This window comes from Pantoea cypripedii (assembly GCF_011395035.1).
Taxonomy (GTDB): domain Bacteria; phylum Pseudomonadota; class Gammaproteobacteria; order Enterobacterales; family Enterobacteriaceae; genus Pantoea; species Pantoea cypripedii_A.
The window spans coordinates 1,063,630-1,084,864 of sequence record NZ_CP024770.1 but is presented as its reverse complement, the minus strand read 5'-3'; the positions used below and the strand labels follow the sequence as shown (position 1 = coordinate 1,084,864).

At 54.2% G+C, this 21,235-nt stretch carries 19 protein-coding genes and 1 pseudogene; 15 read left to right on the top strand and 5 right to left on the bottom strand.

Annotation, left to right across the window (positions count from 1 at the left end; genetic code table 11):
* Window positions 1–81 precede the first annotated feature (81 nt).
* On the bottom strand, window positions 82–1,260 hold the full coding sequence (uxuA, locus tag CUN67_RS28430) for a mannonate dehydratase (protein WP_208718835.1): 1,179 nt from the start codon (window positions 1,258–1,260) through the stop codon (window positions 82–84).
* A gap of 346 nt (window positions 1,261–1,606) precedes the next feature.
* Here uxuA and CUN67_RS28425 point away from each other — a divergent pair, with 346 nt between their 5' ends.
* The 4 genes from CUN67_RS28425 (at window position 1,607) to CUN67_RS30630 (ending at window position 6,244) form a co-directional block, all read left to right on the top strand.
* Window positions 1,607–2,908 (top strand): MFS transporter, encoded by a 1,302-nt coding sequence (locus tag CUN67_RS28425; protein WP_208718833.1) that lies wholly within the window; start codon window positions 1,607–1,609, stop codon window positions 2,906–2,908.
* 14 nt (window positions 2,909–2,922) lie between these two features.
* The gene (locus tag CUN67_RS28420) at window positions 2,923–5,316 is read left to right on the top strand and encodes a glycoside hydrolase family 31 protein (RefSeq protein ID WP_208718831.1); all 2,394 of its coding nucleotides are present in this window, start codon (window positions 2,923–2,925) and stop codon (window positions 5,314–5,316) included.
* A gap of 149 nt (window positions 5,317–5,465) precedes the next feature.
* Window positions 5,466–6,059: a TetR/AcrR family transcriptional regulator gene (locus CUN67_RS28415; RefSeq protein WP_208718829.1), complete on the top strand. Its 594-nt coding sequence runs from the start codon at window positions 5,466–5,468 to the stop codon at window positions 6,057–6,059.
* A gap of 50 nt (window positions 6,060–6,109) precedes the next feature.
* Window positions 6,110–6,244 (top strand): hypothetical protein, encoded by a 135-nt coding sequence (locus CUN67_RS30630; protein ID WP_302882502.1) that lies wholly within the window; start codon window positions 6,110–6,112, stop codon window positions 6,242–6,244.
* A gap of 32 nt (window positions 6,245–6,276) precedes the next feature.
* Here the strand turns inward: CUN67_RS30630 and CUN67_RS28405 are convergent, their stop codons facing one another.
* Entirely contained in the window at window positions 6,277–7,212 is a 936-nt protein-coding gene (locus CUN67_RS28405) for a GlxA family transcriptional regulator (RefSeq protein ID WP_208718827.1), read from the bottom strand.
* Between the two features lie 125 nt (window positions 7,213–7,337).
* On the opposite strand from CUN67_RS28405, the gene CUN67_RS28400 reads away from it, so the two are divergent.
* From CUN67_RS28400 to CUN67_RS28360, 9 genes are all read left to right on the top strand, one after another.
* A complete protein-coding gene (locus CUN67_RS28400) occupies window positions 7,338–8,144 on the top strand; it encodes an SDR family NAD(P)-dependent oxidoreductase (RefSeq protein ID WP_208718825.1) in 807 nt (268 codons plus the stop codon).
* A gap of 30 nt (window positions 8,145–8,174) precedes the next feature.
* A complete protein-coding gene (locus CUN67_RS28395) occupies window positions 8,175–8,717 on the top strand; it encodes a carboxymuconolactone decarboxylase family protein (RefSeq protein WP_208718823.1) in 543 nt (180 codons plus the stop codon).
* A gap of 371 nt (window positions 8,718–9,088) precedes the next feature.
* Window positions 9,089–10,621: an ABC transporter substrate-binding protein gene (locus CUN67_RS28390; protein ID WP_208718821.1), complete on the top strand. Its 1,533-nt coding sequence runs from the start codon at window positions 9,089–9,091 to the stop codon at window positions 10,619–10,621.
* A gap of 59 nt (window positions 10,622–10,680) precedes the next feature.
* A complete protein-coding gene (locus CUN67_RS28385; protein WP_208718819.1) occupies window positions 10,681–11,598 on the top strand; it encodes an ABC transporter permease in 918 nt (305 codons plus the stop codon).
* Window positions 11,599–11,607: 9 nt separating this feature from the next.
* Window positions 11,608–12,531, top strand: a complete 924-nt coding sequence (locus tag CUN67_RS28380) for an ABC transporter permease (RefSeq protein WP_208718817.1) — start codon at window positions 11,608–11,610, stop codon at window positions 12,529–12,531.
* 12 nt (window positions 12,532–12,543) lie between these two features.
* On the top strand, window positions 12,544–13,545 hold the full coding sequence (locus CUN67_RS28375) for an ABC transporter ATP-binding protein (RefSeq protein ID WP_208718815.1): 1,002 nt from the start codon (window positions 12,544–12,546) through the stop codon (window positions 13,543–13,545).
* The gene (locus CUN67_RS28370; RefSeq protein WP_208718813.1) at window positions 13,542–14,402 is read left to right on the top strand and encodes an ATP-binding cassette domain-containing protein; all 861 of its coding nucleotides are present in this window, start codon (window positions 13,542–13,544) and stop codon (window positions 14,400–14,402) included. The genes CUN67_RS28375 and CUN67_RS28370 overlap by 4 nt, the downstream gene beginning before the upstream one ends.
* Window positions 14,403–14,438: 36 nt before the next feature.
* Window positions 14,439–15,845: a M20 family metallopeptidase gene (locus CUN67_RS28365; RefSeq protein WP_208718811.1), complete on the top strand. Its 1,407-nt coding sequence runs from the start codon at window positions 14,439–14,441 to the stop codon at window positions 15,843–15,845.
* Window positions 15,846–15,862: 17 nt separating this feature from the next.
* Complete coding sequence (locus tag CUN67_RS28360; RefSeq protein WP_208718809.1) at window positions 15,863–16,795, top strand: LysR family transcriptional regulator; 933 nt, start codon at window positions 15,863–15,865, stop codon at window positions 16,793–16,795.
* A gap of 56 nt (window positions 16,796–16,851) precedes the next feature.
* Here CUN67_RS28360 and CUN67_RS28355 read toward each other — a convergent pair whose 3' ends face one another.
* Window positions 16,852–17,868 carry a 1-aminocyclopropane-1-carboxylate deaminase gene (locus CUN67_RS28355; RefSeq protein ID WP_084879418.1) on the bottom strand — a complete coding sequence of 339 codons (1,017 nt, stop codon included), beginning with the start codon at window positions 17,866–17,868 and terminating at the stop codon, window positions 16,852–16,854.
* A 390-nt stretch (window positions 17,869–18,258) separates the two neighbouring features.
* On the opposite strand from CUN67_RS28355, the gene CUN67_RS28350 reads away from it, so the two are divergent.
* Entirely contained in the window at window positions 18,259–19,212 is a 954-nt protein-coding gene (locus tag CUN67_RS28350) for a DMT family transporter (protein WP_208718807.1), read from the top strand.
* Here the strand turns inward: CUN67_RS28350 and CUN67_RS28345 are convergent.
* Complete coding sequence (locus CUN67_RS28345; RefSeq protein ID WP_208718806.1) at window positions 19,152–19,649, bottom strand: Lrp/AsnC family transcriptional regulator; 498 nt, start codon at window positions 19,647–19,649, stop codon at window positions 19,152–19,154. The genes CUN67_RS28350 and CUN67_RS28345 overlap by 61 nt on opposite strands.
* A 157-nt stretch (window positions 19,650–19,806) precedes the next feature.
* On the opposite strand from CUN67_RS28345, the pseudogene CUN67_RS28340 reads away from it, so the two are divergent.
* Window positions 19,807–20,007: pseudogene (locus CUN67_RS28340) on the top strand (helix-turn-helix domain-containing protein); the annotation flags it as partial.
* A gap of 57 nt (window positions 20,008–20,064) precedes the next feature.
* Here CUN67_RS28340 and CUN67_RS28335 read toward each other — a convergent pair.
* Window positions 20,065–21,033, bottom strand: a complete 969-nt coding sequence (locus CUN67_RS28335; protein ID WP_208718804.1) for a threo-3-hydroxy-L-aspartate ammonia-lyase — start codon at window positions 21,031–21,033, stop codon at window positions 20,065–20,067.
* Between the last annotated feature and the right edge of the window lie 202 nt (window positions 21,034–21,235).

Here is a 21,235-nt window from a genome sequence, read left to right as displayed (position 1 = left end):
CAGTCGCAGTCCCTGATTCCAGCGAATGGTGCAAATCAACGAACAATGCGGGGCCGCAAAGGCAGCCCCGGAAGCTAAGGTTTAAAAGTAAGCACGATGGATTGCCAGCTCAACGCCACGGATTTCCGCCAGTCCCTTCAGGCGACCGATCGCTGAATAGCCCGGGTTGGTTCTCTTATGCAGATCGTCCAGCATCTGATGGCCATGATCGGGACGCATTGGAATCAGGTCCTCCTCGCCTGCAGCTTTGCGACGGTGCTCCTCTTCAGCGATGGCTTTGATCACCGCAAACATATCGACATCCCCCGCCAGATGGGCGGCTTCATGAAAACTGTTCGGATTCTCTTCGCGCTTCGTTGAACGCAAATGGGCGAAATAAATCCGCGACGCAAAGCGCTTCACCATGCCGGGCAAATCATTCTCTGCCAGCACCCCATAGGAGCCAGTGCACATGGTGAAACCATTGGCCGGACTGCTGACGGTATCGATCATCCACTGCAAATCATCTGCATTGGAGACAATGCGCGGTAAACCGAGAATCGGACGCGGCGGATCGTCGGGATGGACCGCCATGCGGACACCGGCTTCTTCCGCCACCGGAATAATGCTGTGCAGGAAAGTCGCAAAGTTTTCACGCAACCTGGTTTTGTCGATCCCGTCATAGCGCGCCAGTTGTGCACGGAATTGATTGAGCGTGTAGCCTTCTTCTGCCCCCGGCAGGCCTGCAATAATATTGCGGGTCAGGCGCGTTTTGCTTTCGTCACTCATGGTGGCGAAACGCTCGGCGGCCTGAGCAATTTCAGCGGCGCTGTAATCCTGCTCCGCACCGTTCCGTTGCAGGATATGCAGTTCAAACACCGCAAATTCGATTTGGTCAAAGCGCAACGCTTTAGCACCATCGGGCAGCAGGTATTCGAGGTCGGTACGCGTCCAGTCAAGGATCGGCATGAAGTTGTAGCACACGGTGGTGATGCCACATTGTGCGAGGTTGCGTAATGACTGCTGATAATTGCTGATCCATTTCTGGCATTGTCCGCTGCCGGTTTTGATCTCTTCATGAATCGGCACGCTCTCCACCACGGACCAGACCAGACCTGCGGCTTCAACCGTTTGTTTGCGCTTCATGATCTCATCAATCGACCACACTTCACCGTTGGGAATATGGTGCAGGGCGGTGACGATTCCGGTTGCGCCTGCTTGTCGTGCATCAGCGAGTGAGACAGGGTCGTTCGGACCATACCAGCGCCAGGTCTGCTTCATGGGTTTTCCTCATCAGTGATTTTTAAATTGGTTGACCAGTTTAGCCGAAAAAGAGGCACCTTTTACCGGCTGCGTGACCGTCTGACGCTAAAATTCGACTCTTTACCGCATCATGTCAACCAGTCAGGTGAATTTGGTTAACCAGATCACAAATGCGTCATCACCCTGGCGACCACCTTGATTAACTGTGTTTCACTCCGGGCAGATGGTCAGAGACGGCTCACAGAAACCGCGCCTCAATAAGACATGACAAATCCTGTGCTGAAACCCGACCTTTTGCGGTCGTCAACCTCTGTTAACCGCGGGAATTGTTAACCCATGATGTCAATAAAAAGTGGAGAACCAGATGAACCGCAGTTTGAATCCGGGGATAGCTGCCGCAGGCAGTAAGCGAATCTGGCGCAACTTGCGCTGGTGGGTATTGGTGCTGTTTTTAGCTGGCGTAACGGTCAACTACATTACCCGCAACTCGTTGGGCATCCTGGCTCCAGAGCTGAAAACCAGCCTCGGGATTACCACCGAACAATATTCATGGATCGTCGGGGCGTTCCAGCTGGCCTATACCGTCTTCCAACCCCTCTGTGGTTGGTTAATTGATGTGATTGGCCTGAAAATGGGCTTCCTGATCTGTGCCTCGATATGGGCACTGGCCTGCCTGTTCCACGCAGGCGCGGCCAACTGGGTACATCTGGCCATTCTTCGTTTTGTCATGGGTGGGGCGGAAGCCGCGGCCACGCCAGCCAACGCTAAGGTCATTGGCGAGTGGTTCCCGAAAAAAGAGCGGCCGGTGGCGGCTGGCTGGGCGGGCGTTGGCTTCTCCATTGGCGCAATGCTGGCTCCGCCAATTATCTATTTCGCCCATGCTTCCTTTGGCTGGCAAGGCGCGTTTCTGTTCACCGGCCTGCTGGCGTTAACCTGGGTGGTGCTGTGGTGGCTGTTCTATCGCGATCCCGAACGTCATCCAAACCTGGCAAACGCAGAGCTGGAGTTCATTCGCCAGGATAACGAACCTCCGGCCGTCAAACTCAGCTTTTTTAAGGCGCTGAAAACCGTCGCCAAAAACAAACGTTTCTATGGCATCGCCATCCCGGCCTTTATGGCTGAACCCGCCTGGGGGGTATTGAGCTTCTGGGTGCCGTTATATCTGGCGAAAGACCTGGGTATGGATCTGAAGCAAATTGCCATGTTTGCCTGGTTACCGTTTCTCGCCGCCGATCTGGGCAGCGCGGCGAGTGGCTATCTGACGCGCATTTATACGCGGCTGTTTGGTTTTACCCTGGTTAATTCCGTCGTCGCCAGTTCAGTCACTGGCGCTTTCCTGATGCTTTCTCTCGCGCTGGTGGCGATCACTAAAAGCCCGTATGTCGCGATTGCGTTGATCTCGGTTGGCGGCTTCGGCCATCAGATTATCTCCTGCATGCTGAGTGCCCTGGTGGTGGAGAAGTTTGATAAGGGTCAGATGGCGACTGTCAACGGTATGCGCGGCTCCTTCGCCTGGATCTCCAGTTTCCTGTTCTCGCTGGTGATTGGGGTGACTGCCGACAAGATTGGATTTAATCCCCTGTTTGTGGCGATGGGCTTCTTTGACCTGATTGGTGCGGTATTCCTGATCGCTTTTATTGCTGAACGTCGCGCCCAGCGCGCCTGAAAAAGTAGGTAACGATGAAAACGTTAAAAAACTGGTCCCTGGCAGGCTCTGACAAACACCATCTGGCTTTGACCGTGGACGACAAACATACATTATGCCTGTATGTGCTTGAGCAAAATATGTTCCGCGTGGTGATCAAACGTCAGGGGGAATATTCTCTCGACAGAACCTGGAGCATTGCGCCGGAGAGTGACGTGCCCTGGGAAGGACGTGCACGTGACAACCTGGCCGGTTTCACCTTACCCGGTTTCACCTTGCAGGAAACGGACAAGACATTAATGGCTGCCACCGAGAAATTGCGCGTCATCATTCGTCAGCCGTTGTCGCTGGAGTGGCAATATCGTGACAGCGCAGGGGAGTGGCAATTGCTGACCAGCGATCGTCCCACCAGCGCCTATTTGCTGAATGCACACGGCGATGGCGTGGCACATTATCAGCGTCGGATGAGTGATGATCGCTACTATGGTCTGGGCGAAAAAGCCGGTGATTTGCAACGTAATGGCAAGCGCTATGAAATGCGCAATCTGGATGCAATGGGATACAACGCCGCGTCAACGGATCCACTGTATAAGCATGTTCCCTTCACCATCACCCGCCGCACTGACGTCAGCTTTGGCCTTTATTACGATAACCTTAGCAGCAGCTGGTTTGATCTCGGTAATGAGCTGGATAACTACCATCAGCCATATCGTCGCTGGCAGGCTGAGAGCGGCGATATTGATTATTACCTGTTTGTCGGCGACAAAGTGCTGGATGTCACTAAAACCTTTGTCCGCCTGACGGGTAAAACCTTGTTTGGTCCAAAATGGAGCCTCGGCTACAGCGGCTCCACTATGCACTATACCGATGCGCCGGATGCGCAGAATCAACTGATGAATTTTATCCGCCTGTGTGAAGAACACGATATTCCGTGTGATTCGTTCCAGCTTTCTTCTGGTTACACCTCGATCAACAACAAACGCTACGTGTTCAACTGGAACTACGACAAGGTACCGCAGCCCGAGGCGATGAGTCAGGCGTTTCACGATGCGGGCCTGCGTCTGGCAGCGAACATCAAACCTTGTCTGTTGCAGGATCACCCGCGTTATGAAGAGGTGGCGGCCAGAGGGCTGTTTATCCGCGATTCGGAGGACGATGCTCCTGAGCGTTCGGTGTTCTGGGATGACGAAGGTTCGCACCTCGATTTTACTCATCCGGACGCGGTGGCCTGGTGGCAGGAAAATGTTACCCGGCAACTGCTGGAGAAGGGCATCGATTCGACCTGGAATGACAACAACGAATATGAAGTCTGGGATGGTGAGGCGCGCTGCCACGGTTTCGGCACGCCAATTGCCATCAAGCATATTCGCCCGGTGATGCCATTGTTAATGATGCGTGCCTCGATGGAAGCGCAGCAGCGCTTTGCCCCGGAAAAACGTCCTTTCCTGATTTCCCGCTCAGGTTGTGCCGGGATGCAACGCTATGTGCAGACATGGAGTGGTGATAATCGCACCAACTGGACGTCATTGCGTTACAACATCCGCATGGGGCTGGGGATGAGTCTTTCCGGTTTGTATAACGTAGGCCACGACGTTGGCGGTTTCTCGGGGGATAAGCCTGATGCCGAACTGTTTGTGCGCTGGGTACAAAATGGCGTGATGCATCCTCGTTTTACCATCCATTCGTGGAATGACGATCACACCGTAAATGAACCCTGGATGTATCCGGCAGTGACGCCTGCCATCCGCGCGGCTATTGAATTGCGCTACCGCCTGCTGCCGTATCTCTACACGCTGTTGTGGCAGGCGCATGCGGATGATGAACCTATGCTGCGTCCGACCTTCCTCGATCATGAACATGACGTACAGACCAGCGTCGAATGTGATGAATTCCTGCTGGGGCGTGATTTGCTGGTGGCCAGCGTGGTCGAGCCAGGGCAACGTGAACGTCGCCTGTGGCTGCCGGATAATCAAACCGGCTGGTATGACTACGCTACACATCAGTGGTACAGCGGTGGCCAGTGGATCACGCTGGATGCACCGCTGGAGCAGCAGCCGATGCTGGTGCGCGCCGGTGCCGGGCTGCCATTAAGCCAGCGTCTGCGCCACGTTGATGCAAACGCCGACGATCAACGCGAGTTGCAACTTTATCCGTTGAAAGGCAAAGGCACTTCTGCGGGCCTGCTATTTGAAGATGATGGCGAGTCATGGGGCTATCAGAACGGTCACGCCTTGTGGCTGTACTGGCAAATGACATGCGACGCGGCTGCAATTCATCTCCGTCTCACTTGCAAAGGAAGTTATACGCCAGGCTGGCAGACGTTAAAGGTCACGCTGCCAGACGGCGAAACACGCCCGCTGTTTATCGATGGCGTCGCCGTGGCGAACGACCAGGCTGACGTTGCACTGGCGAGCATAGCGATAGCCTGAGTTTAAGCCTGGTACCCAGCCGGGGCGTTCTGCCCCGGCTTCACCTTTCCCCATCATCCTGGCCCTATCATCCTTTAACAGAAAAGAGGGTTTTAATTGTAGATTGATCGATCTACAATCATCGTAACAACTCGCCACAGGATGCAGCCATGAGACAACACCCAGGAAGACCCAGAGAATTTGACCCACAGGATTTTCTCAATTCGGCACTCGATTGCTTCTGGCAGCAGGGTTATCGGGCAACGTCGATGGCTGATTTGATGAAGGCCTCGGGCCTGGCCAGTGCGAGCATTTATAAACTCTATGCGGATAAACGATCAATCTTTCTGGCTGCGCTTCAGCAATATATGGATGCAGGCCTGGTACGCGGTAAGCAGCGTGATGATGAGCTGACCCCGGTTGCTGCCCTGCGTGAGACGCTGGAGTTTGTTGCGTTGGTTTCATCCGGGCCGGAGGGGGAAAAGGGCTGTTTTACCATCGCGGCAGCCTGTGAATTGCTGCCGGGGGACGATGATGTGCGCGATCGGGTTGAATATAAGTTCCGTGGCATTGTGATGCGCCTGACCAGTATCTTGCAGAAAGGCCAGCAGCAGGGCGTGTTCCGCAGCGATGAAAGCGCCGCCGTGATGGCCGAATGCATTTTTATGATGCTGGAAGGCATGCGTGTCTACGGCAAGATCAAACCGGATATTACGATGCTGCGGAAAACCAATGATTTTATTATCAAATCGGTGCAGGGGTAATGATGCTGCCACCGGGTTCAATTGTGCGCCGTCGGAAAAGGAGAAAAACCATGGTGGTGCTGGAAACCGCCGGGCAGGTTGTGTGGTGCGGGTGGGTCGACAACGGACGATTCTATAAACGACGTTTTCCTGTGGATCAGCTGATCGTTTGTCAGTCCTGGTCCGATTTCTGGCCGCTGACATAAACCTGTAGCGGCGCGATTTATCGCGCCAAAGATCATCTCCCGCTCCGCAGGGATTGTGGAGGGATGCCATAGCCGCGCATAAATACATCCCGCATGTGGCGGCGATCGCGAAAACCCGACTCTCGGGCAATCACGTCGAGAGACAGTCGACTCTGCTCAATCATCAGCCGGGCGGATTCCAGCCGCAAACCCTCGATAGCCCGTGCTGGCGTTTTTCCCGTCTCCGCCAGGAATAAGCGACTCAGTTGCCGGGTGCTTAAATGTACCGCCCCAGCCAGGTGTTCCACAGTAAGCGGTTTGGCGAGGTTATTGCGCACGTATTCAAGTGCGGTTTGCAGCCGGTCGCTGCGTGGAGACAGAGCCAGCAATGCAGAATGTTGTCGCTGTCCACCCGAACGCCGTTGATTCATTACCATGCGCTGAGCGACACCGCGTGCAACATCGACACCGTGATCTTTTTCGACCATCGCCAGCACCATATCTAAACCCGCTGTCATCCCGGCTGAGGTCCAGATCTGATCATCAATGATATAAATCCGGTCCTCTTCGGTTCTGACCGTAGGATGCAAGGTTTTCATTGTCTGAGCATAAGCCCAGTGTGTCGTCGCGCGACGCTCGGAAAGCAACCCAGCCTGAGCAAGCACGAAAGCACCGGTGCAAATGCCTGCGACCCGTCTGGCACGTCGCGCATGGTTTTGCAGGAAACTCACGACACCGTCGGTAGCAGGCAGCTTGAGAGGCGTGAGTACACCACCGACTAACCACGTATCCGCCTCGGCGTCGTCTGACAGCGCAATACTACTGACACTGATGCCATAGGAAGAAGAAACCTGGCCACCGGATTCAGAGTAAACCGTGCACTGATAGAACGGCTCGCCCAGCATTAAATTCGCGAATTCAAAAATGCTTAACGTTGACAGTGCCAGTGACTGAAACTGGTCCGCAATCAATAATCCAACCCGGTGCATAGCGAGATCCTTAATGTCTGTTAACGACGGAATGATGTCTGAAATCGCGACCTTCAACGTCATTTCTTGCGAGCGAGGTTACCGTAATCTTTATTCAACCAACATGCCATACAAAGGTGAATAAGATGAGTAATTCAACGAAAGGTACTGCGGTTGTCACCGGTGCGTCGACCGGAATGGGCGCTCTCTACGCCGCCAGACTGGCGAGAATGGGGTATGACTTAATCATGGTTGCGCGCAATCATAACCGGCTAAATCAGTTAGCCAGTCATATCACTGCGGACACGGAGCGTACGGTGGAAGCCGTTGCGGTTGATTTGAATGATGCGCATCAACTGGCGTCGCTGGAGGAAAAATTACGTGGCGATGCCAGCATCACGCTATTGGTCAATAACGCAGGCATGGGAACGCATACGGCTCTGCTGGACAGTGACGTTGAGCAAATGAATACCATGATCAACCTCAACGTCACGGCGTTAACCCGGCTGACCTATGCGGTTGTGCCAGGGTTCGTTGCGCGTGGGCGTGGCGCGATTATTAATATTGCTTCCATCGTCAGCATTGCGCCGGAAATCCTTAACGGGGTTTACGGTGCCAGCAAAGCGTATGTGCTGGCTTTCAGTCAGTCACTGCATCATGAACTCGCCGGGAAGGGGATTCAGGTGCAGGCCGTGTTGCCGAGTGCCACCGCCACCCCTTTCTGGGAAAACGGTGGGTTGCCGTTAAGCCAGCTTGATCCTGAAATTGTCATGAATGCGCAGGATATGGTGGATGCTGCTCTGGCGGGTTTTCAACGGGGTGAGTTGATAACTATCCCTTCACTTCACGATGAAACGCTGTTGCAGCAGTGGGAACAGGCACGTCAGGCAGTGATTCAGGATTTCTCTCATAATCAACCAGCAGCACGTTATCTCACGCATCTTCCCCATTGATTGAACAGAAATCGATACGGAGAACCAATCATGAGTCGTTTGCATACAATCACACCGGCGGAAGCCAGTGGTAAAACTGCCGAGCTGTGGAATGGCATCAAACAGGCGATGGGCAAAGTCCCTAATGCGTATCTGACTATTGGCACCAACGCCCCGGACCTGCTGGCGCAGACGCTGCAACTTAATGCCACGCTGGCAAAAAGCAGCTTGCATGCCCGGGAACGGGAAGCCATTAATCTGGTGGTCAGTGAAGAGAGTGGCTGTGATTACTGTCTCGCTGCGCATACCCCACAGGCGCGCAAGGCGGGATATAGCGAAGCTCAGACACTGGAGTTGCGACAGGGATTTCTTGCGGATGATGCCAGAATTGATGCGCTGGTGAAGTTTGTCCAGTTACTGGTTTCAACACGAGGCACATTGCCCGCCAGTTATGTTGATGCCTTCAAATCTGCCGGTTTTAACGATCAACAGGTGGTTGAGACCATCGGTGTGGTTACCGCCATACTTTTTACCAATATGCTTAACCGGGTTAACGATACCGAAATTGATTTCCCCAGCGTGAAACAACTTTAACTGCCTGACTGGCCCGGATGGTATCCGGGCCATTTTTGTTTGATTGGTTACGACATAACCCGGCTTCCCAAAACAAGAATGCGCATTGCACAAATAACCTTCACACAAAGGGTGCAAAACGCGCTTTTCCTGCACCCCGATAATGCCTCTTCACTGATACGACTGCGGTTAACTGTGCCATCGGCAGGCGGTTTCCGGCCGGCATCACATCATTTTCTGCCATGAGCGTCAGTCAGCATCCGTGTTTCTCATTTTGAGAAAGCGGATATCGAAAATCAGTAATGACACTTTCCGCGCTTTGGCGCTGCTCTTGCTACATCAGTCCCATCTGTTTTTGTTGATTACCTTTTCATTTAACGGTGGAGACTGGTATGGCTCGTTCCCTGGCACGACTGATCAATAAGTATGCTTTAACCGCATTGCTATTAGGCTGCGCTTCGCACAGCTATGCAGGAAAACAGAATGATACGCTGGTGTATGCCTCTGATAATGAGGTGGAAAACATCAGTCCTTACCACAACAACCTGCGTGAAGGGGTGATTCTGGCGCATATGGTGTGGGACACCCTGATCTATCGCGATCCGCAAAGCGGGGAATATAAGCCAGAACTGGCATCAGACTGGAAATGGGAATCCCCCACCTCGCTGTTGCTGCATCTGCGCAAGGACGTGAAATTCCACAATGGCGATCCCTTTACCGCCGATGATGTGGTTTACACCTTCCAGAATATTGCCGGACCGGGTACCGCATCCGTGGTGCCGCAGAGTGTGGACTGGATCGATCATGTCGAGAAAGTGGATGACTACACAGTACGCCTGCATTTGAAACAACCCTTCCCGGCGGCACTGGAATATCTCTCCGGGCCAACACCAATCTACCCGGCAAAATATTTTCAGCAGGTGAAGCTCGAAGGTTTCAGTAAAGCACCTATCGGCACCGGACCTTACCGCATTGTCAAAGTGATCCCCGGTCAGGGCGTTGATATGGTCAAAAACCCCGACTACTTCAAAGAAAGCCCGGTTGGCCAGCCGAAGATTGGCAAGATCAATTTTGTCGTTATCCGCGATCCGGAAGCGCGTGTTGCCCAGTTGATGACCGGCCAGGTGGACTGGATCTGGCGCGTGGCAGCCGACCAGGTCGAACCGCTTTCCACCATGCCAAATATTGCGGTGAAAAGTGGTGAAACGATGCGTGTTGGCTTCCTCGCCCTGAATACCAATGCCAGCGGACCGGAAGGGGTGCCGATGAAGGATCTGCGCGTGCGCCAGGCCATCAACTACGCCATCAATCGCCAGGGCATTGTTGATAACCTGGTGCGCGGCGGCAGTAAGCCGGTCTACACCGCCTGCTTCCGTGCCCAGGTGGCCTGTAATGACAGCCAGGTCACGCACTACAACTATGACCCGGCCAAAGCCAAACAGTTACTGGCGGAAGCGGGCTACCCGAATGGTTTCGATACCGATTTGTGGGCCTATCGCGAGCGTGACTATGCCGAAGCCATCATTGGTGACCTGCGTAAAGTCGGTATCCGCGCCCGCCTGCACTTCGTCCAGTATCCGGTCATGGCGACCGCCCTCACTTCAGGCCAGGCACCGATGGCGTTCAACACCTGGGGATCGTTTTCTATCAACGATGTCTCGGCGTTTACCACGCCCTATTTTGGCGGCAAAGGCAACGATATATGGAAGGACAGCGAGCTGACCGCGATGCTGAAAAAAGCCGATACCACCGTGGATGCGCAGCAGCGCAGCGAGCAGTACGCCGCCGCGCTGGGGCGGATCTCTTCCCAGGCTTATATGGCGCCGCTGTTCTCTTACTCGACGAATTATGCCTTTAACTCGGAGCTGAATTTCCAGGACTGGCCGGATGAACTGCCACGCTTTGCGCAGGCCAGCTGGAAATAGTTAATCGCCGGGAGCCGCGGTTGTGGCTCCCGGATACCACGCCAATAAGGAGCGAACCCATGTTGCGCTTTATCTTTCATCGATTACTGGTGGCGCTGGCTGTGCTGTTCACCGTGGCGGTGGTCAGTTTTTCCCTGCTGCATCTCTCGGGTGATCTGGCGATTGCCATCGCCGGGCCGGATGCCAGCGCAGAAACCGTCGAGCAGATCCGCGTACAGAACGGGTTGGATCAGCCGCTGCTCACGCAATTCTCGCACTGGTTCTGGTCGGCGCTGCATCTGGATTTTGGTCGCTCGTTCTACTTTGAAAATACCGTGATGGAACTGGTCGGGCAGCGCATGCCGGTCACGCTCCAGCTGGGTGGCGTCGCGCTGTTGCTGGCGTTGGTGGTGGCGATTCCGCTCGGGGTACTGGCGGCGGTGTTCCGTGATAGCTGGGTGGATCGCTGCGCCATGTTTATCTCGGTACTGGGCCAGGCAATCCCTAACTTCTGGTTCGCGCTGGTGCTGATCCTGATATTCGCGGTGGGGCTGAAGTGGCTTCCCGTTGCCGGTAACGGCAGCTGGCAACATTTTGTCCTGCCCGCAGTGGCACTGGGCTATTACGCCATGCCATCGCTGATGCGTCTGACACGCTCCGGCATGCTGGATGTGCTGGGCGCGGATTACATTCGTACTGCCCATGCGAAAGGATTAAGCGCTTTCAAAGTGGTGGTGAAACATGGCCTGCGCAACGCCATCATCCCGGTGGTGGCGCTGGCGACAGTTGAACTGGGTTTTATGCTGGGTGGTTCGGTGGTGATCGAATCCGTTTTCTCTTTGCAGGGGCTGGGTCAGCTGGCCTGGGACTCCATCTCGCGTAATGACTTCCCGGTGGTGCAGGCCATCGTGCTGATCATCGCCATCTTCTATATCGGGCTGACATTTCTGGCGGATGTGCTTAATGCGGCGCTGGATCCGCGTCTGCGCAGCAAATAAGGGGCTTCCATGAAAACATCAATGGCAGGAACAATGAAAAACAGCGTTAGCCCGGAATCCGGGTTGCTGCCTGAGCCGTCTCCCTGGCAGCGTGTGTTTCGTCGGATTCTTGGACATCACAGCATGACGCTGGGCGTCGTTATCCTCGGCATCATCGTGGTGCTGGCGATTCTGGCACCGCTGATAAGCCCCCATGATCCCTATGCCCAGGACGTCAGCAATCGCCTGATACCGCCGGTGTGGTTTGAAAAAGGCAACTGGGAACATTTGCTGGGTACCGACAAACTCGGACGTGATTACTTCAGCCGCCTGTTATATGGCGCGCGGGTGTCGCTGACCATCGGACTGGTGTCGGTGATGTTATCTGGCTTTATCGGCATCACCCTCGGCATTCTGGCCGGTTACTTCGGTGGCCGGGTGGATGCGCTGGTCAGCTACATTCTCACAGTACGGCTGGCCATGCCGGTGATTCTGGTGGCGCTGGCGCTGGCCTCGCTGATTGGCGGATCGGTGAAAGTGGTGATTATCCTGCTGGGTCTGCTGCTGTGGGATCGCTTTCTTATCGTCTCACGTTCGGTCACGCGCCAACTACGTGAGGCCGAGTTCATCGCGGCGGCCAGAACGCTGGGCGCTTCCTCGCTGTTTATTATGTTGCGCGAAATTCTGCCGAATCTGCTCGGGCCACTTACCGTGGTGGTGACGCTGGAGATTGCCCACGCCATTCTGCTGGAAGCCACGCTCTCCTTCCTGGGTCTGGGTGTGCAGCCGCCGATGCCTTCCTGGGGACTGATGGTAGCGGAAGGCAAAGCCTATATGTTCTTTCAACCCTGGGTGATTCTGATCCCCGGCGTGGTGCTGGCATTGCTGGTACTTAGCATCAATCTGGTCGGTGATGGTCTGCGCGATATCACTGCGTTAGATGGGCGTAATTAAGGAGGTCAGGCCATGAGTCACATCACTACCGACACACCATTGCTGGAAGTCAAAAATTTGCAGGTGAATTTGCAGACACCGCGCGGCACCCTGCACGCGGTACGCGGCATTGATTTCAGTGTACAGCGCGGTGAGATGCTTTGCCTGGTGGGTGAATCAGGCTGCGGTAAATCCATGACGTCGCTGGCGTTGATGGATCTGCTGCCGCGTAATGCCCAGCGTCAGGCCGACAGCATGCGCTTCAAAGACACTAACCTGCTTTCCCTCGGGCGGCGCGAACGCACCACGCTGCGCGGAAATGAAATGTCGATGATTTTTCAGGAGCCGATGACCTCGCTCAACCCTTCGTATACCCTCGGCGAACAGTTATGTGAAACGCTGCTGGCACATCGCAAGGTGTCCCGCGCTGAAGCGCGCGACCGGGCGGTTTATCTGATGGAGCGCGTTGGCATTCCAATGGCGACGGATCGCCTGAAACAGTATCCCCACCAGCTTTCTGGCGGACTGCGTCAGCGCATTATGATTGCCATGTCGTTGATGTGTGGTCCGGATTTAATCATTGCCGATGAACCCACCACCGCGCTGGATGTCACCATCCAGGCACAAATTCTGCGTCTGCTGCGTGAGCTGCAACAGGAAATGGGTATGGCGGTGATCTTTATCACCCACGATTTAGGCGTGGTGGCGCGCATTGCCGATCGCGTGGCGGTGATGTATGCCGGGCAGATCGTCGAGACGGCACCGGTCAATGATCTGTTTCGCCAGCCACAACATCCCTACACCCGTGGCTTGCTGGGATGTATTCCGGTATCGGGCCGCACCTTACCGGGCCAGCCATTACAAACCATTCCCGGCGTGGTGCCGAATCTGACCGGTCCGCAGCATGGCTGTGCCTTCCGCAACCGCTGCAATCAGTGTCAGGAAGGCTGTAGCGAAACGCCGCCTTACCAGTCAGTCAACGCACAGCATCGGGTGCGTTGTTTGCGTCCAGTCGCTGTCGGGGAGGGGGTATGACTGAGATGAACACCGCATATCCTGCGCTGCCGCACGTGCCCGGTAATGATGATATCGCCCTTGAGCTGTGCGCGCTGAGCCGCAGCTTTCGCCTCAATCGCGGCTTATTCAAGCCACCCGCCGAAATCCTCGCCGTGGATAATATTTCACTACGCATCCGGCGTGGTGAAACCATGGGGCTGGTGGGCGAATCGGGTTGCGGAAAAAGTACGCTGGCGAAAATGTTGCTGGGGCTGCTGGCTCCCACCTCGGGCAACGTACTGATTGAAGGGCGCGAGGTCGATGCTGTGGATCGCCGTAAAATGAGCGCCCGCATCCAGCCGATTTTTCAGGATCCTTTCTCGTCACTTAACCCGCGTCGCAGCGTTTCCGATGTCGTGGAGGTGGCATTGCGGCTGCATAACATGGGTACCCCGGCTGAACGCAAAAAACAGGTGCGCGAGATGCTGGATATGGTGGGTATGCCGTCGCGCACCCACAGCCAGTATCCGGGCCAGCTTTCCGGTGGGCAGCGTCAGCGCGTTGCCATTGCCAGGGCGCTGATCCTCCGTCCTGAGATTTTGATTTGTGATGAGCCAACGTCAGCGCTGGATGTGTCTGTGCAGGCGCAGATTCTCAACCTGTTGCTGGCGCTGAAACAGGAGTTCTCGCTGACCTATCTGTTTATCAGCCACAACCTGTCGGTGGTTGAGCATCTTGTTGACCATGTGGCGGTGATGCGCAAAGGCAAAATCGTTGAGCAGGGCACACGCGAACAGATTTTCAGTCGGCCACAGCATCCTTATACCCAGGCGTTGCTGGCCTCGGTGATGACGCCAGAACCTGGGCTGGGTATCCCGGAAATTACGCTCAACTGAACAGGGCAGTCCGACAATTATTGAAAGGAGCAAACCATGACTCGTGAAAGCGCCCTGCAAGCTGCGCTGGACTACTTCCACTCCGGTGAATTTCGCGAAACGCTGAATCGCCGCATCGCGTACCGTACCGAAAGCCAGAATCCGCAGCAGGCCGCTACGCTAATGGCCTATCTGGACGAAGAAATGATCCCTTTTCTTCAGGGCATGGGGTTCAGTTGCCTGATTGTGGCGAATCCCGAGGCCGGAAAAGGGCCGTTTCTGCTGGCACGTCGGCTGGAAGACGATGCGAACTTTACCCTGCTCAGTTATGGTCACGGGGATGTGGTGCCGGGCGATGAAGACAACTGGCGCAGCGGTCTGTCGCCCTGGGAGCTGCACGCGGAGGGCAATCGCTGGTATGGCCGTGGCACCGCTGATAACAAAGGCCAGCACAGCATCAACCTGGCGGCGCTGGCGCTGGTACTGAAAGCGCGTAACGGTAAGCTGGGTTACAACGTTAAATTGATTCTTGAGATGGGTGAGGAAGCCGGGTCACCCGGGCTGGAGACGGTCTGCCAGCAGTATCGGGACTGGCTGGCGGCTGATTTATTTATTGCCTCTGATGGTCCGCGCGTCACGGCGCAGCGTCCAACCCTGTTCCTCGGCTCGCGTGGCGTGTTCAATTTCTCGCTGGTGAGTAAACTGCGTGACGGCGCGCATCACTCGGGGAACTGGGGCGGACTTCTCAGCAATCCAGGTATCCGGCTGGCGCATGCGATTGGCTGTCTGGTGGATGCCAATGGACGTATTCTGTTGCCGGAACTGTTGCCGCCACCGCTGTCAGCCACTATCCGTCATCATCTCAGTGACCTGGAACTGGGCAATGCGCCGGGCGATCCACAAATCGCGCCGGAGTGGGGCGAACCGGGGCTGAGTGCGGCAGAAAAACTCTACGGCTGGAATACGCTGGAGACGCTGGCGCTAAGCAGCGGTACGCCGGACAAACCGGCGCATGCCATTCCTCCGGTGGCGGTGGCGCACTGCCATATGCGCTACGTGCCGGGTAGCGATGTCGACAACTTTGCCAGCCATATCCGCCGTCATCTGGATCAGCATGGATTCAGTGACGTCGACATTGTCGCCCCGGTTAACTGCTTTAAAGCCACGCGTATTGATCCTGAAGATGCCTGGGTGAGCTGGAGCGTTGCCTCCATCCAGCGCTCGCTGGGGAAAAAGGCGGCGGTGCTGCCGAATTTCGGTGGCGGCCTGCCTAACGCTTGTTTTCTCGAAACGTTTAATGTGCCAACGTTGTGGATCCCACATTCCTACCCAGCCTGTTCTCAGCACGCCCCCGATGAACATCTGCTCGCTGACCTCAGCTGCGAAGCGCTGCAACTGATGACCGGCCTGTTCTGGGATCTGGCTGAAGAAGGGCGGGAGGTCATGCAAACCCGTGGTGGCTGACAAAATGGAGGCCCGCAGTGCATAACAACGAAATTCGTTACTTTATGGCGGTGGCGACCACCGGTTCGATCAGCGCCGCCAGCCAGCAACTTTTTGTCGCCATTTCCGCCATCAGCCGCCATATTCAGCGGCTGGAATCCCGTCTGGGCATGACGTTGTTCGAACGCAGCCCGCGCGGGATGCAGCTCAACGATGCCGGCCATATTCTGGCAAACCATGTGCGCCGCAGTATGGCGGATATGGAGCTGGCAATGGCTGAGCTGAAGGGGATTAAAGCCGCCGATCAAACCACCATTCGGGTGGTGTGCACCGATGGCCTGGCGTTTAATCTGCTGCCGAATCTGATGGCGAAGTTTCGTCTGCTGCATCCGCGCGTCAGCTTTGTGCTGACGGTGGGTACAGCCAGGCAGGTGCCGGATCTGATTCGTAACGGAGAATGTGATTTGGGGATTAAGTTCAGCCTGTCGCCCGAGACCGGGGTCGAGGTGCTGGCTTCGTTTCCTTCGCCGGTGCTGGTGTTTATGAAGGCCGATCACCCGCTGGCCGCGCGTGATATTCAACTGGCCGACTTAAACGACTGGCCGGTGGTGCTGCCGGACCAGTCGGCCACCATCCGCCAGCTGTTTGATCTTTCCTGTCGCATGAATAACGTGTTTATCGACCCGATATTCACCAGCAACCATTTCTCAACGTTGTATGAGTTTGTCTGCAAAACACCGCAGGCAATCAGCGTCAGCAGCCATTACTCCATCATGTACAGCGCGCGTAAAGATGGCCTGATCATCAAAACCATCAACCGCGACCAACTCAGCCAGCGCAGTCTGCAACTGCAGACTGAAATGGGGATGCCGCGCACCGCAATGCTGGATACTTTTTTTGTCTTTCTGCGACAGGAGCTGCATCAGCTGGACCAGCAATGCCGTGACGATTTCGCCTTGCAGTTCCGCTAAACAACGCTGCCCGGCGGGTAAGGCCGGGCAGCGTGTTCAGGCTGATAAGCGATTAATCAGCCATTGCGGAAAATATAGCTATAGGCGCTGAGGGCGGGTGCACCACCCAGATGGGCATACAATACTTTGGAACCTTCCGGGAATTCACCGTTACGCACCATATCAATCATGCCCTGCATGGATTTGCCTTCATAAACCGGATCGGTCAGTACCCCTTCGGTACGGGCGCACAGACGAATCGCTTCCAGCGTGCCTTCGCTGGGTAAGCCGTATTCCGGGCCGCCATAGCGGGTATCCAGCACCACGTCTTCTTCGGTGATTTCACGACCCAGCTCCACCAGGTTGGCGGTGTTCTGCGCAATACGCAGGATCTGCGCTTTGGTTTGAGCCGGTTTCGCCGAGGCATCGATACCGATAACGTTACGCGCACGTCCATCAGCCGCGAAGCCAACCACCATCCCCGCCTGGGTACTGCCGGTGACTGAGCACACCACGATGTAATCAAATTTGAATCCCAGCTCTTTTTCCTGCTGGCGCACTTCTTCGGCAAAGCCAACAAAACCGAGGCCACCGTAGGGGTGTTCTGAGCAGCCCGCTGGAATCGGGAACGGCTTGCCACCGTTTTCTGCGGCTTCTTCCATTGCCTGTTTCCAGCTTTCGCGGATACCGATATCAAATCCAGCAGAATCGAGACGTACATCGGCACCCATGATGCGGGAAAGCTCAATGTTGCCCACGCGGTCATAGACGGCATCGGAGTAATTCACCCAGTTTTCCTGCACCAGCACACATTTCATGCCGAGGTGCGCGGCAACTGCGGCAACCTGACGGGTCTGGTTAGACTGCACGCCGCCAATCGACACCAGGGTGTCACAGCCCTGGGCCAGCGCTTCGGGGATCAGATACTCCATTTTGCGCGTTTTGTTGCCGCCAAATGCCAGGCCGCTATTGCAGTCCTCACGCTTAGCATAAATCTCCACTTTCCCGCCCAGTTCAGCACTCAAACGTTTCATTGGTGTAATGGGTGACGGACCAAAAGTCAGAGGATAGCGGGGGAACTTTTCAAGATTCATTGTTTATCTCCGGAAAATGAATGGTACGCCATTAATTTTGCAGCGCTGTTATTCGTGATGACGAAATAACAATAACCTGGCGTGGTTGTTTTTCACATTTCGTTTTAAAGCGTATTTTTCTAATGATTTTGAATGAAATCGATTTTCTGGTGATTTAAATTTCGTTTTTATCTATAAAGATGAAATAAAATTGCTTAAGCCTGGCTTGCTAAACAGGTGTTGCTACGTGATTTTATGCTTTAATTTGAATAAATTCATGTGGTTATGTGTGGTTTCCTTGTCTGGAATGATGGGTGACAAAACCATGGCTTCCCGCCATCGCTGAAATTGAATTCGCGGCTTCAATAATGCTATTTATCTGATAACCCTTTCCCTCATCCGAAGTAATTTATGACTGACAACACAAAAAAGACCAAAGGCATCATATTGCTGGTGGTGGCTATCATTTTGTGGGGATGTAACTGGCCAGTAATGAAAGCCGGACTTTCGCATATCACGCCGCTGTGGTTTTCTACATTACGTTTTTCCAGTAGCGCGCTGGTGCTATTTTTATTACAGTGCGCCACCGGGAAAATACGTGTTCCTGGCCGCAATGAATTTCCGATTATTATCAGCGTAGGCGTATTGCAGATGATGGCATTTACCGCGCTGGGTTGTATTGCGATGAGTTATCTTCCGGCGGGAAAATCGGCTGTGCTGGCCTATACGACGCCATTATGGGTGGTGCCAGCTTCGGTTATTTTCTTTCGGGAAAAATTAACAACGCTGCAGTTATCCGGTGCCTGTACCGGCTTTATCGGTATTCTGGTGTTATTTAATCCGCTGGCAACCGACTGGCATGATATTTCTCAACTGGTCGCCAATGGATTATTATTGCTGGCGTCATTATGCTGGGCGATTTGTATTTTGCATTTACGTCGCAACCGTTCGCGCCTCAATGCGTTTGAGCTGGCACCGTGGCAGATGCTGTTGGCGTCGCTGTTATTGCTGCCGCTGACCCTGGTGTTCGAAGGTGGGTGGAGTGGCGATAACTCAGGTGCTTTGCTGGCGATCACCCTGTTTGTTGGCCCGGTTGCCACGGCCTTTTGCTTCTGTGCGGTCAATGCCGCCAGTGCATGGCTGTCCAGTGTCACGCTTTCCTCCATGATGCTGTTTGTGCCGATCACCGGGCTTATCGTCTCCGTCATCACCTTGCATGAAGATCTGCCAATATCGTTACTGGCTGGTTCATTGCTTATTGCGCTGGGTATCGCGATTATGACGCGGAAAAAGGGGCGACAGAATCACAAAGGTATTTGCGTAGTGGAAAACACCTCACGCAGTCCAATAAAAGAACGGATCTGACGTACACCGGGCAAAAATAGCAGCTGCTCGGCATGGAGTTTATTAAAACTCTGGTTATCGGCGGTGCGAATTAACATAATATAATCAAATTCACCGCTGACCATATGGCACTCCATGCAGCCTCTTATTTTACTGACTGCACCTTCGAAGTCTTTAAATGATTCTGGTGTTGAACGGTCGAGAACAATACCAATCATCACTACTAGCCCGGCATTAAGGGTTGCGGGATCGAGTAAGGCAACATAGTTTTTGATAAAACCCAGTTTTTTTAAACGCTCAACCCGGCGCAGACAGGCGGGTGGACTCAGGTTGATTTTATCTGCGAGGGAAACATTGGAGACAGAACCATCGCGCTGTAAAATACGCAGGATTGCCATATCAAAGCGATCCAGCGTTTTATCACTCCCTGGCGCGTCGGTGTTTTTTTTCTTCTCCATTGTTACTCACCTGTATAATATGATTTTCTTATTTTAATCATACTGTACTCTTATATTTTTTTGAGGACGCATGATTTCCTTGTTTGCATCCTGTCATTGGAATATAAAAAAATCAATTAAGATGCTCATCAATTTCCGTTATCCCCTGAAGGTGAAAATGGCAGCCATTGATATAATTATCGCTGAACGACTGCGGCAACTGAGAAAATCCTATGGCTGGAGTCTGAGCGAGGCAGAAAGAATGACCGGTGTCAGTAAATCGATGTTGGGGCAGATTGAACGAGGGGAATCCAGTCCCACGCTGGCCACCATCGAAAAAATTTCCACTGGATTCAAATTGACCTTAAAAGATTTCCTGAATCTGCCATAAAACCCGCGCGCCAGCCGCAGGATGTGGCTGGCGCGCGCAGCATGGTCAGGCCGCAACCAACGACGCAAACTTAGTGATATCCACGTTTCCGCCGCTGATAATGATGCCAATCCGCTTGCCTTTAAATTCCTCCGCGTGCGCCAGCGCAGCGGCAAAACCCAGACAGCCGGTGGGTTCAACAATCATCTTCATTCTTTCTGCAAAGAAGGTCATCGCGCTGATCAGCTGCTCATCCTGCGCGGTATAAATGTCCGTGACCCGTTCACGAATCAGCGGAAATGTCAGATGACCGAGATGCTGCGTCTGTGCGCCATCAGCGATCGTTTTCGGCGTATCGATATGCACGATTTCGCCTTTACGGAACGATTGCTGACCATCGTTACCTGCAGCGGGTTCGACACCGAACACCTGACACCCTGGAGAAAGTGCGGCGGCGGCTAGCGCTGAACCGGAGAGCAGGCCACCGCCACCGAGCGGCGTAAAAAGGGCGTCGAGTTCACCGACTTCTTCAAACAACTCTTTGGCCGCGGTGCCCTGACCGGTGATGATGTCAGCGTGGTCGTAGGGCGGGATCAGCGTCAATCCGTGCCGTTCTGCCAGCTCCCGGCCAATTTGTTCACGATCTTCGGTATAACGGTTGTATGTCACAACATTGCCGCCATAGCCGCGAGTGGCGGCGATTTTTGCCGCTGGCGCATCCTCTGGCATAACGATGGTGGCGGGAATGCCAAGTATTTGCGCGGCCAGGGCTATCCCCTGCGCGTGATTACCCGACGAAAAGGCGACCACACCCGCCGCTTTCTGTTCATCACTGAACTTCAACAGCGCATTCAATGCCCCTCTGAATTTGAACGCCCCCATACGTTGATAGTTTTCACATTTGAAAAAGATCCGGGCACCGACCAGGGCATCCGCTGTGCGGGAAGTCATGACCGGGGTGCGGTTGATATAGGGTGTAATGCGTTCTGCGGCCGCCTGGACATCGGCAAAGGTGGGGAGCATCAATACAGTCATACTTTTTACCTGTGTGAGAATTTTGCACCAGTAACGGGTTACAAAAAGTATAGTTTTAGACAATGAATCTAAAGGTATATCGATAAATTGCGCTTCTGACAAGCGTTAAAACACCGCAAACGGCAGCCGTGGCGGCGGGCAGATATTTGACAAAAAATCTTACTATGAATATTTTATCGAAAAATAGCCCATGACAGCCGGA